This window comes from Clostridium transplantifaecale (assembly GCF_900626075.1).
Taxonomy (GTDB): Bacteria; Bacillota; Clostridia; order Lachnospirales; family Lachnospiraceae; genus Otoolea; species Otoolea transplantifaecalis.
Window position 1 is genome coordinate 236,938 of sequence record NZ_UYZY01000003.1, and the last position, 16,560, is coordinate 253,497.

General features: G+C 50.2%; 12 protein-coding genes. 7 read left to right on the forward strand and 5 right to left on the reverse strand.

Going from position 1 to position 16,560, the window contains the following annotated elements; translation table 11 throughout:
- The first annotated feature begins 42 nt into the window (after positions 1-42).
- Both EJL91_RS12675 and EJL91_RS12680 read left to right on the forward strand, forming a co-directional pair.
- Positions 43-3,195 carry a leucine-rich repeat protein gene (locus EJL91_RS12675; protein ID WP_164516836.1) on the forward strand — a complete coding sequence of 1,051 codons (3,153 nt, stop codon included), beginning with the start codon at positions 43-45 and terminating at the stop codon, positions 3,193-3,195.
- A gap of 148 nt (positions 3,196-3,343) precedes the next feature.
- The gene (locus EJL91_RS12680) at positions 3,344-8,392 is read left to right on the forward strand and encodes a GLUG motif-containing protein (RefSeq protein ID WP_125142343.1); all 5,049 of its coding nucleotides are present in this window, start codon (positions 3,344-3,346) and stop codon (positions 8,390-8,392) included.
- Positions 8,393-8,532: 140 nt separating this feature from the next.
- On the opposite strand, the gene EJL91_RS12690 is transcribed toward EJL91_RS12680, so the two are convergent.
- The 3 genes from EJL91_RS12690 to EJL91_RS12700 all read right to left on the reverse strand — a co-directional run bounded on the left by EJL91_RS12690 (position 8,533) and on the right by EJL91_RS12700 (position 12,098).
- Entirely contained in the window at positions 8,533-9,441 is a 909-nt protein-coding gene (locus EJL91_RS12690; RefSeq protein ID WP_125142344.1) for a LysR family transcriptional regulator, read from the reverse strand.
- 447 nt (positions 9,442-9,888) lie between these two features.
- A complete protein-coding gene (locus EJL91_RS12695; RefSeq protein ID WP_125142345.1) occupies positions 9,889-11,397 on the reverse strand; it encodes a sensor histidine kinase in 1,509 nt (502 codons plus the stop codon).
- Entirely contained in the window at positions 11,394-12,098 is a 705-nt protein-coding gene (locus EJL91_RS12700) for a response regulator transcription factor (RefSeq protein WP_125142346.1), read from the reverse strand. The genes EJL91_RS12695 and EJL91_RS12700 overlap by 4 nt, the downstream gene beginning before the upstream one ends.
- A gap of 181 nt (positions 12,099-12,279) precedes the next feature.
- Here EJL91_RS12700 and EJL91_RS12705 point away from each other — a divergent pair, with 181 nt between their 5' ends.
- Positions 12,280-12,690 carry a FliH/SctL family protein gene (locus tag EJL91_RS12705; protein ID WP_125142347.1) on the forward strand — a complete coding sequence of 137 codons (411 nt, stop codon included), beginning with the start codon at positions 12,280-12,282 and terminating at the stop codon, positions 12,688-12,690.
- 390 nt (positions 12,691-13,080) lie between these two features.
- The gene (locus tag EJL91_RS12710) at positions 13,081-14,277 is read left to right on the forward strand and encodes a GGDEF domain-containing protein (protein ID WP_125142348.1); all 1,197 of its coding nucleotides are present in this window, start codon (positions 13,081-13,083) and stop codon (positions 14,275-14,277) included.
- A 94-nt stretch (positions 14,278-14,371) separates the two neighbouring features.
- Here the strand turns inward: EJL91_RS12710 and EJL91_RS12715 are convergent, their stop codons facing one another.
- Positions 14,372-15,124: an EFR1 family ferrodoxin gene (locus EJL91_RS12715; RefSeq protein WP_125142349.1), complete on the reverse strand. Its 753-nt coding sequence runs from the start codon at positions 15,122-15,124 to the stop codon at positions 14,372-14,374.
- Positions 15,125-15,138: 14 nt separating this feature from the next.
- The gene (locus EJL91_RS12720) at positions 15,139-15,717 is read right to left on the reverse strand and encodes a TetR/AcrR family transcriptional regulator (RefSeq protein ID WP_125142350.1); all 579 of its coding nucleotides are present in this window, start codon (positions 15,715-15,717) and stop codon (positions 15,139-15,141) included.
- Positions 15,718-15,900: 183 nt separating this feature from the next.
- Here EJL91_RS12720 and EJL91_RS12725 point away from each other — a divergent pair, with 183 nt between their 5' ends.
- Genes EJL91_RS12725 through EJL91_RS24925 form a run of 3 tightly spaced genes read left to right on the forward strand, consistent with a single transcriptional unit; the run spans position 15,901 to position 16,525 of the window.
- Positions 15,901-16,065, forward strand: coding sequence for an NADH-quinone oxidoreductase subunit I (locus EJL91_RS12725; RefSeq protein ID WP_125142351.1), 165 nt, complete (start codon positions 15,901-15,903; stop codon positions 16,063-16,065).
- The gene (locus EJL91_RS12730; protein WP_206429498.1) at positions 16,062-16,331 is read left to right on the forward strand and encodes a hypothetical protein; all 270 of its coding nucleotides are present in this window, start codon (positions 16,062-16,064) and stop codon (positions 16,329-16,331) included. Before EJL91_RS12725 ends, EJL91_RS12730 begins: the two co-directional genes overlap by 4 nt.
- A gap of 11 nt (positions 16,332-16,342) precedes the next feature.
- A complete protein-coding gene (locus tag EJL91_RS24925) occupies positions 16,343-16,525 on the forward strand; it encodes a biotin/lipoyl-binding protein (RefSeq protein ID WP_125142352.1) in 183 nt (60 codons plus the stop codon).
- Positions 16,526-16,560: the final 35 nt, after the last annotated feature.

Consider the following 16,560-nt stretch of genomic DNA (forward strand, 5'->3'; position numbering starts at 1 on the left):
TTAATAAGTAATTTTAAAATGAATGGCATGAGTAAGTTGAGGATGAAACGAAAACGAAGGCTGGCCTGGCTGCTCACCGCGGCTATGCTGACAGGGCTGCTGCCAACGGCTGTTTTTGCCAAGGAGGAGACTCTGTGCGAAAACCACCGGAAACACACATCGGAATGCGGCTATGTGGAGGGCCGCCCATGCGGACACCGATTACATACGGAGGCGTGCTATACGGATGAACTGATCTGCACGGAGACAGATAAGCCTGCCACCGGAAGCAATGCGGCATCAGACCATGATCACACCCGGGAATGCTATGCACTGGACTGCCCGCATGAACGGGGGGAGCACAATGGGGATTATGCAGAGCCACAGCCCTGCAGCCATGTCTGTGACTCCTGTTTCCCTGAGGACAGCGAACACCCATCCGAAGACCCTGACCTGACAATCGAAGCTGCAACAGACAGCAACGCATCGTTCAGGTTCCCCGCGAGGGACGATGTTATCTCCGAGAACGGCTTCCAGTTCGATTCAAGCCGCAAAGAATTGACCATCTCAAGTGATGACGGTACTACGGCATGGAAAAATACCTCTGGGATAAGCGGCACTATGATAAAGTCCGTTGTTCTGGAGAAGAGTGTGACAGTCATTAAGGAATCTGCATTTGAGGGTTGTGCCAATCTGGAAACCGTTGATTGGTCTGAAGCTGACAGGTTAAATGAGATTGAGCCCTGTGCGTTTCAGAACTGTGGAAGCCTGACGCTGACAAAACTTCCTGACGGTGTGACCTCAATCGGGGAGAAGGCGTTTAGCGGCTGTAAGAACCTGGCACTGACGTCTCTGCCTGGCAATGTGACCTACATCGGCAAGGAGGCGTTTAGCGGCTGTACGAACTTGGCACTGACAAAACTTCCTGAGGGCTTGACCTCCATCGGGGAGGAGACGTTTCGCGGCTGTACGAACCTGGCGCTGACGTCTCTTCCTGGCAGTGTTGACAGGATTGGAAATTCAGCGTTTAGTGGCTGCGCCAACCTGAAACTGACAGGACTTCCTAATGGCGTGACCACGATCGGGACAAAGGCCTTTTCTGATTGTGGGAACCTTGCATTGACCTCGCTTCCGGACAATGTGACTGAGATCCATAGCGAAGCGTTTCGGGGGTACACCGGCCTGGCCCTGAAAGAACTGCCAGGCCAGATAACCGAGATTGGTGATTCGGCCTTTCATGGCTGCACCGGCCTGAACTGGCTGACTATTTCCAATCCGATCGCGCCCGCACTGGGCCGCAATGTTTTCCCAGATGTACCTGATCTTGTGTTATTTGTACCCTATGGGGCCACAGGATACAATAACGGGTACTGGGCCGCAGAGAAGGTGGTATATGGCGCGGCACTTTCTGACCTGTCGATCAGCAGTGGAACCCTCGACCCTTCTTTCTTTCCCGGGACGAATACCTATTCCGTTTCTGTTGACAACAGCGTGGAGCAGGTAACTCTTACCCCCACCGCCCGCGTCTTGGAAGCCATCACCGTGAACGGGATACCCGTTGGCAGCGGCGATGTTTCAAATGCGATTACATTAAATGCCGGGAGCAATCCCGTTGACGTGGTTGCGAAGAATAGTGAAACAGACAGCCGTACCTATACGGTCAATATCATGCGGGCGTTTCCCGATCCTGTTTATGTAACGGGAATTACCTTGGATCAATCCGAACTGACGCTCTACACCGACAGAGATCCGGGTACTGCGTCGCTTGTCGCTGCGGTACAGCCGGATAACGCCACGGATAAGACCGTCACCTGGAGTTCCGGTTCTCCAGATGTGGCTGCGGTAGATGAACACGGTAAGGTGACTGCAATATCTCCCGGAACGGCTTTTATCACCGTGACCACAACAGACGGCGGGAAAACGGCTGTCTGCGCCGTCACCGTAAAAGAAGAGGCTCCGGTTTCCATCCCGGTGGAGGGCGTGACGCTCAATCATGCCAGTCTGCTCCTCTACACCAATAAGAGCCCGGGTACCGCGTCGCTTTCCGCTGCGGTACAGCCGGATAACGCCACAGATAAGACGGTGAACTGGAAATCCAGCGCGCCAGGCGTGGCTTCGGTGGACGGACAAGGCAACGTAACAGCGGTTTCACCCGGAACGGCTTCCATCACCGTGACCACAGCGGACGGCGGGAAAACGGCAGTCTGCGCCGTCACCGTCGAAACGGGCAGTTCTTCCGGCGGCAGCAGAGGCGGCGGTTCCTCAAACAGCAGTCCGAATTATGTTGATCGTGTCCTGACCGATCAGAAAACCGGCGTGAAGGTAACAGGAAGCCAGATAGATAAGTACGCCGCTATGGCTGTAAATCCGGGAACGCTCCATAATATGGGAGATGCCGGCTGCGGCCTCCTGCGGTCGGCACAGGCTGCGGGACGGGTGCTTTGCATCTATGATGTCTCCCTTTCCCGTGTATTTCTGGGAGATGTAACCGTTTCTATTCCCGTAGAAGGAAGGGAAGGGCAGATACTGACTGTCGCCCACTGCATCGACGGCAGGCTGAACCTCTGTGATGTAACCGTGAATGAGGGGGCGGCAAAAGTGACGGTGGAGAAGCTGTCGCCGTTTGTGGTGCTGGATGGCGTCTATAGCCTTGAAACTCTGGCAGCTCCCGTTGAGAAGATTTCTTTTCATGATGTGAAGGAGACCGACTGGTTTTATCAGGCGGTACTTGAGAGCTGTCAAAAAGGTCTTATGAATGGCACTACGGCAGATACCTTTGATCCAAATGGGGCTGTGACGCGGGCTCAGATCGCTGCTGCGCTTTACCGGTTGGAGGGTTCCCCGTCCGTCACGGCGGAGAATCCATTTACCGATATACGCCCTGGCCAGTGGTACGCACAAGGCGTAGTCTGGACGGTGGGCAGCGGGCTGGCGGACGGCTGCGATGCCGTCACTTACGCGCCCTGGGATTCTCTCACACGGGAACAGCTTGCAGTTATTCTTTACCGTTACGCCCAATACAAAAAGTGGGATGTATCCCATCTGGACAGCCTGGCCGCTTACACGGATGCGAAGGAGGTTTCTGAATGGGCGCAGGAGGCTGTAAAATGGGCGGTGGGAGCAGGATTCCTGAAAGGAAGCGCCGGAAACCTGACCCCGAAAGGCAGCGTCAGCCGCGCTGAATTTGCCCGGATTTTGCAGCAGCTCCAGGGGTAATGAAAAACACAACCACGGCAGCCCTTTAAATATGCCCCTTGTCCTGGCAGAGGCATATCGATTGCCGCAGAGGGATCAGGACGGATAGGAAACCGCAGGCTGCCGGCATGATTGCGCTGGCCCGGATGCGAATTATGGAGGGAAGCAGATGAAGAGAAGATGGAGAAAATGGAGAAAAGGAATGGCCGCCATACTGTCGGCGGCGCTGGTGAGCGGCAGCATAGGACCGGGCATGGGGATTACTGCGGGAGCGGCTGTCCCGGGCCGGATGATCGAGGCGTTTGAAGAGCTTTCAGAGGAGACTTTATTTCAGGCGGTTCCATTGGGGACTAAAAAGAGGGAGCTGAAGCTGCCAAACTACCTGAACGCCAAATTGGAGGCAGAGGAGGGCAGCGGCGAGGACGGATGGGATGGAGAAGACGGCGGGAACGCCGCGACGCCCTCCCAGGCGGCCGCGACCGGTTCGGAGGCGGACAAAGCGGGGACATGGAGAAAAGTAAAAGTAACCTGGGTTCTGGATGAAGATTTCAGCGAACAGGAGACCTATGACGGTCAGGTTCCCGGCATCTATGTCTTTGAAGCGGAACTCGCAAGCGACCGATACGAACTGAGCGGGGCGGAGCTTCCGGCCATCGAGGTGGAGGTTTTAGTGGAAGCCGAAGAAGATGGGCAGGAGGCCACACCCTCCGATGCGCCGGAGGGGATTCCGGAAGAGATACTGGTCACGGACTGGACGTATCTGGACGACGGCAATCTGTCCGACGACGGCAGCCTGACTTTATATGAGAGCACCTATGGCTTTGACGAGGTGGTTTCCCTGCTCCCGGGGCGGATTCAGGCCGTGGTGGAGGAGGACGGAACTACGAAAACACTTTTGCTGACCTGGGACTCCCCGGATTACCGGGCGGAGCAGGAAGAACGGGAAGAAGCAGGAGAGCGGGAAGAAGCGGAAGAACGGGAAGAATCAGGAGCGCAGGCAGAATCAGAAGAACAGACGGCCGGCTCCTACCGGTTCAGATGGGAGCTGCCGGAGGGGTATGTCCTGTCGGAGGATGCGAAGGAACCGGAGCTTACGGTAATCTCTGACACCGGAGAACTGTCCTTAGAGCAGCAGGCGCAGATTCTGGAGACGCAGATCGAACGGCAGCGGTATCTACGGAAAGGATCAGCACCGGCCAGCAGCTACCGGTTCCTCATCGGCAGCGAGGCGGTGCTCAGGGAGCTGGCGGAGAAGGTGAACGGCGGGGAGACCTGGGCGGACGGGGATATTTCCTACGGGGAGAATACCTACGTGCTGACAGAGAATATACGGCTGACGGATGAGTGGATACCGGTGGGGACGGAGAGCCATCCCTTTGCCGGGACCTTTGACGGGGACGGGTTTGTGATTGGCGGCCTGACCATAGACGACCCGGACATGGAAGACTGCGGTCTGTTCGGGTATGTGAAGGGCGGGACCGTGGAGGACCTCGGCTTGAAGGAGGTGGAGATACGGGGCGGAACCCGTGTGGGGGCAGTGGCGGGAACATTATATGAGGGAATCTTAAGACGCTGTTACAGCACGGGGAGTATTTCGGCGGAGTCGCTTGCCGGATATTCCGTGCCTGGTCAAATATTACTGACTGGTATCGCGGGAGGTCTGGCGGGCGTGGCGGACACCGGAAGCATTGTGAAGGATTGCTATAGCAGCATAGAGCTGGAGGCACATACTGCAGGGGGAATCACGGGAATCCTGGCAGATTCTTCCATGGAGAATTGCTACAGTACCGGAAAGATCACCCTGAACACAGAGACAGAAGCCAAGTACGCCCTCATGGGAGGCATGGCCGGATTCCTGAGCTATGGGAGGAAACCTGCAAAGCTCTCAAATACCATTGCGCTGAATCCTTCACTTGACAGCATGGATAAGGGGTATCCAAAACGTATATATTGTAGGGGAATCAAAATAAATCAAGAGGGTCAGGAGGGCGCCAATCTAATCTTCCAAAACAATTACGCCTTTTCCGGCATGAAAATAAATATGTCTTCCATTCCCGGGTCTTCTCCGGACATCCATGACGGCGAGGATTTCACCTATCATGCCGCAAACGGTATCTTTTCCACGCCTTGGGAAGACATCTTCAGCGACACCTCCGCCTGGGACATCAAGCCATACAGCCTCCCGGTTTTAAAGGACATCGGCGGGCAGTGCGGGGAGATCCCGTACTGGCTGGCTGAGGGGACGGAAGCGTACCTTTATATCGGCAGCGAGGAGGAGCTGGCGGCATTCCGGGATCGGGTGAACGGTACGGACGGGTCACCGGCAGATGCTTTTACGGGAAAGACCGTGCGGCTGACGGCGGATATCCGGCTGACAAAGGAGTGGGAGCCGATAGGGGTTTATCTGGGTGCCAACGATCCGGACAACTGCCCGTTTAAAGGCATCTTGGACGGTGATGGGCATATTATCAGCGGAGTGTCGATAACCCAGAATACCGAGAATGAGTCAATTTCCGGTCTGTTTGGCTATGTGGCTGGCGGGACAATCGAGAATCTGGGTGTAAAAGATGCGGATATCCACGGAAAGTACTGCGGAGCAGTAGTTGGTTTCCTGGACGGTGGAGAGATTCGTGCCTGTTACAGTACAGGGAAAGTGAATTCGGGAGTTATCGCAGGCGGCATTGTAGGAGCGGCAGAGGCCAACGGTGATGATGACTGTACCGTAAAAGATTGTTATAGTTTGGCAGATGTGAGTGCGAATGAGCCCGATGGTTTTGCTGGCGGTATAGTGGGCCGCTCAGTTATTGACAATACAACCATTAGCAACATCATGCGGTGTTATAGCACAGGAAGTGCATCAGGTTCATCTATAAAATGCGGCGGACTGGCAGGTATGGTACAGGGATCTATATCCTTAACCAACAGTGCGGCATTAAACAAATCCCTTTCCCAACGCGATGGAGGACGCGTTTATGGAGCCGCCACGCGAAGTAGTGGCAGCCATCCTGTCACCAAAAATAATTATGCCTTCTACGGAATGGAACTGGATGGGGGCACTGTTCCTGCAGGGACCGGCACCACTACCAATAAGCACGGAGCCGATCTCACATACAATCCGAGTACCCAGGAATTCAACGTATCATGGAAACACATCTTCGTCGATACCGGGGCGTGGGATATCACCCCCGGAAAGCTCCCGACCTTAAAGGGGCTGCGGGGACAGGACGGAACGATCCCGCAGTATATATGGACCAGGGAGGAACCCGAAGTTCTGGAGATCGGCAGTGAGGCGGAGCTGGCGGCGTTCCGGGATAAGGTCAACGGAGGAGACGATTTTGCGGGAAGAACCGTGAAGCTGACAAAAGATATCCGGCTGACCGGGGAGTGGACGCCGATTGGGGTTTATGCAGGTGATGCCCAACCGAAGGATAACCGTCCGTTTAAAGGTACCTTTGAGGGAAATGGGTATGTCATCAGCGGTATGCGCTTCCAGAGCGGTATGTCTTATCAGGAGCTGGAAGACGCCAATGCCGGCGATGTCGGATTGTTCGACCTGCTGGAAGGAACCGTCCGAAATCTGGGACTGAGGGATGTGGATGTTGTCGCTTATAATATTGCCGGAGGGATAGCAGCCCACATGGAGAACGCCGCAATTCAAAACTGCTTTGTGGAAGGAACGGTAATGGGCTACGTGGCGGCAGGTGGAATTGCAGGAATAATGTCGGATTCAACCATCAAAAACAGTTACTTTCGGGGCGTCGTGACATGGACAGAGCCTAACGCCGGGGTTTACGGAATCACAGGAGGAATCGCGGGATTCTTGAGCAGCGGCAAGAATGAACTGAGCCATTGTTATAGCGCAGGAAGTCTTGGAAAGCGCGGAGATCCGGGAATTGCTGGTGGACTGGTGGGTGCTGTGGATGACGCAAATGGGGGAGACCCTGCCGGAACCGTGCGGCGGAATGCGGCGTTGAATCATTCTCTGGAAGGAACAGATCGTGCCGTAATCGGGCGGATTTATTCTAGATCCGGCACAGGGTCAAGAGTAACATTTGCGGAGAACTACGCCTACAAGGGCATGAAGGCCGGAGGCAGTACGGCGGCGGGGGATGACGGTACCGGATTAAACGGGATGGACGGCACTGCGGCGGAGCTGGTCATGAACCGCTCGCTGTTCCCGGAATCGGACTGGACCCTCATGGAGGGCTGCTTCCCGGTGCTGAGCGTATTTGCCGGGGAGGAGCCGGTTCCCTTTGCCGGATGGCTGGAGGAGCAGGCGGAGGAACGGTTCGGGATGGAGCTGGAAGCGCCTCTGTCCTTTACCTTCCCGGCAGCGGAAGTGGGATATGAAACCCCGGCGGGAAAGACGGTTGCGGTGAAGAATACCGGGACGGCAGCCACCGGAGATTTGGCGGTAACGCTGACGGAGCAGAAAAAGGACGGCGTGGGGAAAGGACAGGGAGAAGCGGATTATTTTATCCTCCCGAAAGCGGCTGTGGACAGCATCGCGGCGGGAGAAGCCGGAGAATTTGTGATTGCGCCTGCGAAAGGATTGCCGGCCGGGAGTTACACGGCGGCGGTGAAGGTTGCAGGGAACTTCGGCCTGTCGGGGACTTATGATGTGAGTTTTACGGTAAACCCGGCTTCCCGCCCCGGCCGTTCGGACGGCGGTTCCGACAGGACTCCGGAGAAGCCGCCTTATACGATTCTGATCGGGGATGTCCCGTCCTCCGTCGGTACGGGCACATGGGAGCGGCAGCCGGACGGAGGCTGGAAGTTTTACCGGGTGCAGGAAAATGCAGCCGGCAGCGGCCCCGGCCTGGCATCCGGCGGCACCGTCCGCCCGGCCGTAAAGGAATGGCTGTGGATAGACGGCTTCTGGTATTTATTTGATGAAAATGGAAGGATGGTGTCCGGCTGGGCAAGCGTGAACGGCGTATGGTATTATCTGAGTACGGCAGGCCACTCCGCGGCAAACCCGCCCTACAAGGAGGGAGCGATGGTTACAGGCTGGGTCCGCGAACAGGATTCCTCCCTGTGGTACTGGATGGATGAAAACGGGGCCATGGCCACCGGGTGGCGGGAGATTGACGGAAAACGGTATTATTTTAACCCGGGGCCGGAAGGAACCGCAGGTGCTCTCCGAACAGATGAACAGGAATCCGGGAGTGTAATTTCCAACGGGAGAGCCGATGATATTTTCCTCTGGCATCCGTAATTTCTATGTTGCGTATCCAGAGGGCAACTTACTTGAAATAGTCAGCAAGAACGAAACGTAAATCGGTAAGGGATATGAACCAGGCGGGCATCCTACAAAATTAAATGCAGGAGCCCGCCTGGAATTATGTCCAATATGAATTAAATTCTTGTTTCCAAATCCCCAAAATTCTCTTGGAGCTTTTCTAAAAACAATTCTGCCGCAGAGGAAAACACCTGATATTTTTTCCAAATAATATTTAAACCCGAATCCAGTTTCGGCTCTAACGGAATAAAGCAGAGACTGCTGTGTTCCGTCGTATTTGCCAGTTTATCGATCGTTATCGCATATCCAATCCCTGCGTCAACCATGATAGACGCATTGTAAACAAGATTAAAGGTAGTCACTATATCCAGTCTGTCAAAATCTTCCCCAAACCATTCGGCAAACTCATTTTTCGACTGCCCCTGCAAAATAGCCTGCCGGGAGCAGATTAAAGGAACGTCCAGCAAATCCTCTTTTCGGATCGTTTCTTTACCGGCCAGAGGGCTGTCCCTTCTCATAACGACCCCCCATGTATCTCGGGCTGGAATATTGATGTAGTCATACTTTGATATGTCTGCCGGCTGAATCAGAATGCCGAAATCCAACAGGCCCTTATCCAGACGCTCTGTTACATCTTCTGAATTTCCACTGTACAGGTGGTAATGAATCCCGGGATGGCTGTCCCGTAAACTCTTTGCAATCTGCGCCACCAGTCTAATTGCATCCGTTTCCCCGCCTCCAATATAAATATCCCCGCTTACGATATCTTCCATTGAATTGAATTCTGCTTCGGTCTTATCTACCATAGAAATAATCTCTTCCGCCCGTTTGCGAAGAATCATTCCCTCGGCAGTTAAAGTCATGTTATGGCTGCCACGAGTGAATAACTTTTGCCCTAATTCTTCCTCCAAGTCTTTTATTTGTCTGGAAAGAGTGGGTTGTGTCACATGGAGAACGTTTGCCGCGTTTGTGATGCTGCCTTCTCTGGCGATCGCTAAAAAATAGCGCAAAACTCTGATTTCCATAAGAACCTCCTTGTTGTCTGTAACTATCTGCCACGATTATACAATTTCGCGATATGCCTGTAAAGCAAATCATTGATTTTGTTTTAGGAATTTGCTATTCAATTACCCACGTGTTTTATCAGCAGAGTGAGCTGCAAAAGGTATTGTCAGGGTATGGGACACATATGGAGGCGTGGAGCCCTTTTGCCGCCGGAAAAAACCACTTTTTTGAGAATCCGGTGCTGCAAGCGGCCGGAAGAAAATATGGATATCTTTGATTTTTGGCTGTCTGAACAAGAGTTAAAGCAAATTCGGGGGCTTGATAAGAGAAAATCCTTGTTTGGCTGGTACTCATAGTAGAAGGTTCACCTCCAAAACCAATGTACGGTCCGGGGGTGGAGGTGAACACTCTATCTGTTCGTACTAAACATAAAAAAATTCGGGTAGCGTTGGGAAGTGCATGAAAAATTATAATCTTTTTAAACATAAAGTAAAAACAGCGCCGCCCGATGCAGTATTTGCAGCGCTTAAACTCCCTCCCATTTTTTGTGCGGCTGAACGCGCAATCGCCAGTCCGATTCCGAAGTTACCGCCTTTCCCTTTGTAACATCGCTCAAAAATGTGAGGTAAATCCGTTTCTGATATGCCTTCCCCATCATCTGCTACCGAAATACAAAGCAGTTTTTGCTCGGATGTTACTGAGACAGTGACTGTTGTTTTCGCATAACGAATGGCGTTCGTCAATAGATTTTCAAGCACCTTACAGATTAATTCCTCATCGCCGCAGACACGGAGAGTCTCATCAAAGGATATCAGGGATACCGCGATTCCATGCTTTAAAGCAAGTCCATTCATCCGATCCAAACATTCTTCTATTGTGTCAATGATTAAAACCGAATTAAGGGTTGTGGAATTTGGCCCGCTTTCCATTCGCGAGAGAGTCAGCAGACTGTTCACCAACCTGGTGAGCCGCCCGCTTTCCGTTAGGATTGTGTGTGCGGCATCTTTTGGTGAGCTGAACCGTTCCTGCTCGATCCCCTGCGCATAACCGCTGATGGACATAAGCGGATTACGCAGCTCATGGGAAACATTTTGGAAAAAGTCACGTTGGACTTCGTCAGAATGACGAAGCTGACCGGACATTTGATTCATTGCAAGCCGTAAATCTTCTAATTCTTTTAGCTGAAAGGATGACTCAATCTCAGAAAAGCTGCCGCTGCCAATCTGGTCGGCTTCACGGCAGAGTTTATGCAGGGGATGCGTAATACTGCGAATTGCAAGCCATAAAACCACAAATATGAGCAGGACAAAAACCGATGAGATGATAAGCACTAAGATACTGGCATCCCGAACCCAGGAACCGATTTCAGAAACTGCACTGTAGGCAACCACATACTTTACCTGTGTGAACTCCATCGGCGCTTCATAAATATTGATTAGATAAGACTGTCCATCGCTGCTTTCCAGTTCCGTGACATTGGCTGCAACCGTATTTTCAGCTCCCTGAATGTATTTTATAAAATCCAATGCAAGTGGTGTAAGCGCCTCCCGTTCCTGTTCATCGCGGGGATAAATAACATGCATACGTGATTCGAAAATTATAAGTTTAGCATTGCCGTTGGGGGTTCGCATTAACGAGTTAATTTGGAACAGAAAGTTTCTTACAGATTCTGACAGATTGGCAATCGTGCCATCTGTTTTAGGTCTTGAGATATCCGGGGAACGTGTTCCCGGCCGGACTGAACCAGGTCTGGTGACATGGGGTGTTTTAACGTCGTCAGTATCAGAATCATTGCTAAAACTGTTTTGCATCAGAGGCAGAATATTCTGCTGCAGCAGTTCCAAGTCATGAACCGCTTCCGCATACGCATATTTTTCGGCAGCATGCCGGAAAATCAGGCAAGAAAGCGGCGGCAGCAACAGCAGTACAATCATTGTTGGCAACAGGATATGGCAAAAGATAGTTTGCTTTTTCACATCACATCCTCCTCTAATGCAAGCCGGAATCCAAAACCCCAAACCGTTTCAATACGAATATTACTCTGTCTCGCCCGTAGCTTGCGTCTGAGCCGTTTAACCAAATCGTCCGCAGCACGGGTGTCGGACTGCCAGTCCATCTTCCACAATGTCTGTAAAAGTTCATCACGGCTGACCGCCCGCTCCTGATGCATAATCATATACGAGAGAAAATCGAATTCCGTAGGCGTCAGGGTCAGCGGTTCATGGTTCAGTACCGCTGTGTGCAGATTGGGAGAAAGTGTCAACGTGCCAAAGGCAAGCTCGCATGGAACGATTCCATCTTTCAATGCCTTTTGGCTCCGCCGCAGAAGGGCCCGGACTCTGGCAACCAGTTCCTGCGGGAGGAACGGCTTAATCAGGTAATCATCGCTTCCGAGCGTGAGGCCGGTCACCCGGTCAAAAGGACTGTCTTTGGCTGAAACAATGATAATAGGCAGATCGGAGTTTTCCTGGCGCAGTTGTGAACAAATGCTTAAGCCATCCGTACCGGGCATCATAATATCCAGCATCACTAAATCCGGCAGTGAGTGTTTGCATGCTGACAATAAGGCATCTCCGTCCGAAAAAGTCTGAACCGAAAAACCTTCTTGTGAAAGAAAAAGAGCAATCAGGTCACGGATATTTTTTTCGTCATCTGCGAGATATATGGATTGAGGCATAACACACCTCCTTCATTCTTTAGAGTTTTGTATATGATTATGATAGCATTTTGCGTACCGAAGGTAAAGAGCTGCCGCAGGATTGCCGCAGTTTCACCCTCGTATCGCACGGACGGTTTCTATTATAATACGCTCATAGAACAGCCAGGCGTTCTAAAATAAAATATAAGGAGACTTTACTATGAAGATGATTAAGAAAGTGAGTTCTTTAGCAATCGCGGCAGTTATGTGTGCCACAATGGCTCCGACAGCCTTTGCGGCAACCGCTGACGGAGCATACGAAGAAACCGCCATTGTGCTGGAAGAAGGATTGAAAAACGGGTATGTCAATGGTGTAGTGGGCGGAATGAAGAATGGGTATGTCAATGGCGCAGCGGAGGGAATGAAAGACGGCCTTAAGGACGGCCTTAGAAACGGCCTGTCAAAAGGGCTTGTTAATGGCGCAGCCAATGGAATGGCAGGCGGAATGAAGAATGGGTATGTTAACGGTGCAGCAGATGGCATGAAAGGCGGTCTCAAGGACGGACTCAAAGGCGGTTTGCTTAACAACCTCGTAAACGGAGATATTAATGGCGTGGTAAATAATGAGTAATTGTATGATACGAGAACGGAAAATTCATCAATCAAATTTAGAGAGGGAAGTGGGACAGAATTAAATCTGTCCCGCTTTTACTTTTATTGAGTGGCAATGAAAAGTTCGCGAAGCATGCTTTTCGTTGTCACCAAACGGCGCCGCCATTTTCCCATGCTCATTCTCAGACAGCTTCCGGTTACGTGGAAATGGATGGTGGAGTTATACAGTTTGCTTGGTAAGCAGGAAAAAGTTTTATTAAAAATGAGACGCAGAGAAGCGGCATAACCTGTTTTTTATTAGACGCGGGCTATGTCAAAGTTGTGATGTTGTGCTATAATACAAATTACAAAATGATGTGCAGAGTTTAGAATATGAATTTTGCATAACAAATATAGAAAAGGAAGAACTATGATAGATACTATTTCTGCACTCATTGATCTATGCGTCATAATGTTTGATTTGATGGTATTTACCCGCATGATTACTTTGAAAAAAGATACTTCAATTGTTAAGATAATTATGTATAGCGGTTGTGCCTTGATAGTTGCGGCATACTTTATTGCGGCATATGTCATCCATGTTCCATCTTCAATTGCATCAGCATTTTGTATGAGTATTCCAAGCCTTTTGTTCTTTTTTATACTTTCCCAATATAAAGACGCGCGATTTTTTCTTACTTTCTGTTTCGTAGATTCCGTTACATTGATTCTGGCCTTCTTAGCCAGATATATAACGATCAGTACAGGTGCTTTGGGAAATGTAATTACACTGTTTCTTTTAATTGGTCTATTAGTTTTTATCTTTATAATCGGCCATACCTACTTCAGCCAATATAGAAGACTTTTAGAATATGTGGAGACTGGCTGGAGAGCAATGATGGTGTCAACTGTATTAATCTATTTTGCGTTGGTTTTTCTGGCAATTTATCCGGAGCCATTGGTGAATCGTGTAGAATATATGCCGGTTTACCTGGTTTTTTCTGTTGTAGTCTTATCTTGTTATGTGGTTTTTATTACATCCGTTGTAAAAACGAGTAAAATCTATGAGCAGAGTAAACAATTGCAGCAGGAGTGGAAATGGCATAAAATTGCATATGTTGACGGATTAACAGGCTGTGCAAATCGGATGGCATATATTGAAAAAATAAATGAATTAGAAAGAAACTCGTTAACGGATCATCTGATTTGCATTCTTGTATTTGACATTGATAACTTTAAAAAAGTGAATGATAGAAAGGGGCATATGGCAGGGGATATTTTATTGCAGCAAGTGGCAGATATCCTTATGAATACATTTCAAAGTGAAACCATTAGCGTTTATCGAATAGGGGGAGATGAATTTGTAGTGATTGCGTCAGATTTGTCAGAAAAGGAGATTAACAGTAAGCTGCAAGAAGCAGAAAATGCGGTTAGTATTCTACAAGAAGATATCCCAGTAACTCTTTCTTCCGGCTACGCATATGTTAATCCGGAAAATAACAATGCAATGGAAACGGCTTTTGAACAGGCCGACAATATGATGTATACATATAAACGGCAGAAAAAAATATCTTGTCCTGGAAATGAAAACAGCAGTAACTATCCAGACGAAAAAGATAAAGGGTAATAAATGAGCATATGAAGAAAAAAACGAGACAAAAATCAACCGAGAAAACAGGCCGATTTATGCCTCGTTTAAAAAGCGGAGCTTTGATATAGTTTTACTCTTCCATGATATCGTAACGCCGTTTCCCCTTGGAAATGGACTTATACTCAATAGCCTCGGCGGGGCATCCACAGATGCAGGCCATACAGTGGGTACAGTTTCCCTTCCATACAGGCTTTCCCTCCGCCATATCGATGTTATTTAAAGGGCACCGCTTTGCACATTTGCCGCAGGAGACGCAGGCATCCGAGACTGTAAAGCCTTTGTCCTTGATATAAAAACGGTAATAGAGCGGATTGAACGGTCCGCTGATGAAGCGGCCTAAAAGAGAAACCGGCGTTTTAGGGAACGGTTTGCCCAGGCTGATCTGACTGGCCAGTCTGGAAAAGACCGGCTTCGCCCGGGCGATCATGGATGCGCATTCGCTCTCACTGGGCGCTGCGGATAAGGCGATGTAGTTTTCCGGCATTTGCGCGGACGCAAGACCCTGGTAGATTAAACCGGTTTCTGCGCACAGCTTTGCGGCGTAGCCCGCTGCGTTCCCCTGGGTGCCGCCGCCTCGGGTCAGGACAAAGTAGGCGTTTTGATTCCCCTCAAACCTGGTGGCACGAATCCACTGTGCCACCACTTTGGGGATACGCCAGGCGTAAATTGGCGCAACAAATACCAGAGGACGTTCCGATTGGAACGTCTTTTTTTCGCCCTTTTTCAGGCAGTGGTTAATAGAAACCATTTCATCGTTAAGCTCCGCCGCTATCTGCTTTGCCGCGAGCTGGCTGTTGCCGGTGCCGCTGAAATAGAAAATCATATCAATATCCTCCTTTATTTTTGGTCAATTCCGCTGACCATCTGCGCTAAATATTCCTTTGCCTGTGTCTTGGAACACGCTTCTTTATCGAGGTATTTCCACTCCAGGATAAGCAGGATCACCTGGCTATAAAGGTTTGCGGCCATCTTTTGCGGCACCTTAAAGCGGTGGGAATCCGAATTGTCCTGAAAGGCCGCCGACATATTGGACAGCAGATAAAACCGGATCTGATTGATGAGATATAAATTGGGCGGGTTATTCTTTAGGATCGCCTGCACGGTCTCTATGTTTTCATCTAAAAAATCAAAGCAGTTCTCCATCAGTGTGTCCATCCGCTGCACACAGGTTATTCCGTCCTGATAGCCGCTGTCCAGCCGGTCACGGACGGTCATGAAGCAATATTCCAAAAGGTCGTATTTGTCATCAAAGTAATTATAGAAAGTAGCCCGGGGCAGCATGGCCATTTCACACAGCTCTCCAACAGCAATCTCCTCAAAGGATTTTTTGCAGAGCAGAGACTGCATTGCGTTCTGGAGGGAAAACAGGGTGCGGCTTGCTCCGATGGTCATCTTTTTTGATAAGTCATATTTCATGTTTTGTATCTCCTTTGACAAATTTTTATTTTTGTCTAAATATATACAATTGCTTTGTTTTATCAGTTGCATTCCTTCAAAAGCTATTATAGACTACAAATGAAATTTAGACAAGTGCAAAAATATAAACTTGTGTAGAATATTTTGTCAGAACAAATTTAGCCCTCTTAATTGTGAAGTGTTATGTGGCTCAGAGACAGACGAGACGAATGTATTATGTGCGGTCACTGCGTTGCTGTGTGCCCGAAAGCTGCCGTTTCCATGACAGGCTTTGACGAGCCGCCGATTGAAATTGATGAGCCAACTGTTTTAGATCCGCTCCAGTTGTTGAAGGCTATCCGAACGTGAATTACCGCCGCACCGCGCAGAAAGATCCGGCGGTTGTGCTGCTGGCTATGCTGGTTGTACGCCGTAAGATGGAAGGAAAGCCTGCAATACAGTTAAACGCCAAGGCGCTCGGGACTGCGGCGCTTAGCGCCTTTGGGGCTCTGGCGCTTGGTGTCGGGATGTGCTTGACAATGGTATGGGGCATGCTGGTGCAGGGGATCATTGTGGGAATTATCGGAATAATACTGCTTCTTTCTTTGATTCCAATCTGCCGGGGGTTAAAGTAAGATGGCCTAAAATGGGCCGTATCTACTTAAATATTGCTCTTACCGGAACCGTAGAGCGGGAAGATGCCGTCTATATTTATCCCGAGGCAGCCGGTACGGTAACAGATGTTTTTGTTAAAGCAGGGGATAGCGTCACACAAGGGCAAGAAATTTTAACAATTCTCAAACAAAAGGTATGGTATACTTTTATGTGAAACATTGCCATATGCAGATGATGGGAAGGAGATAC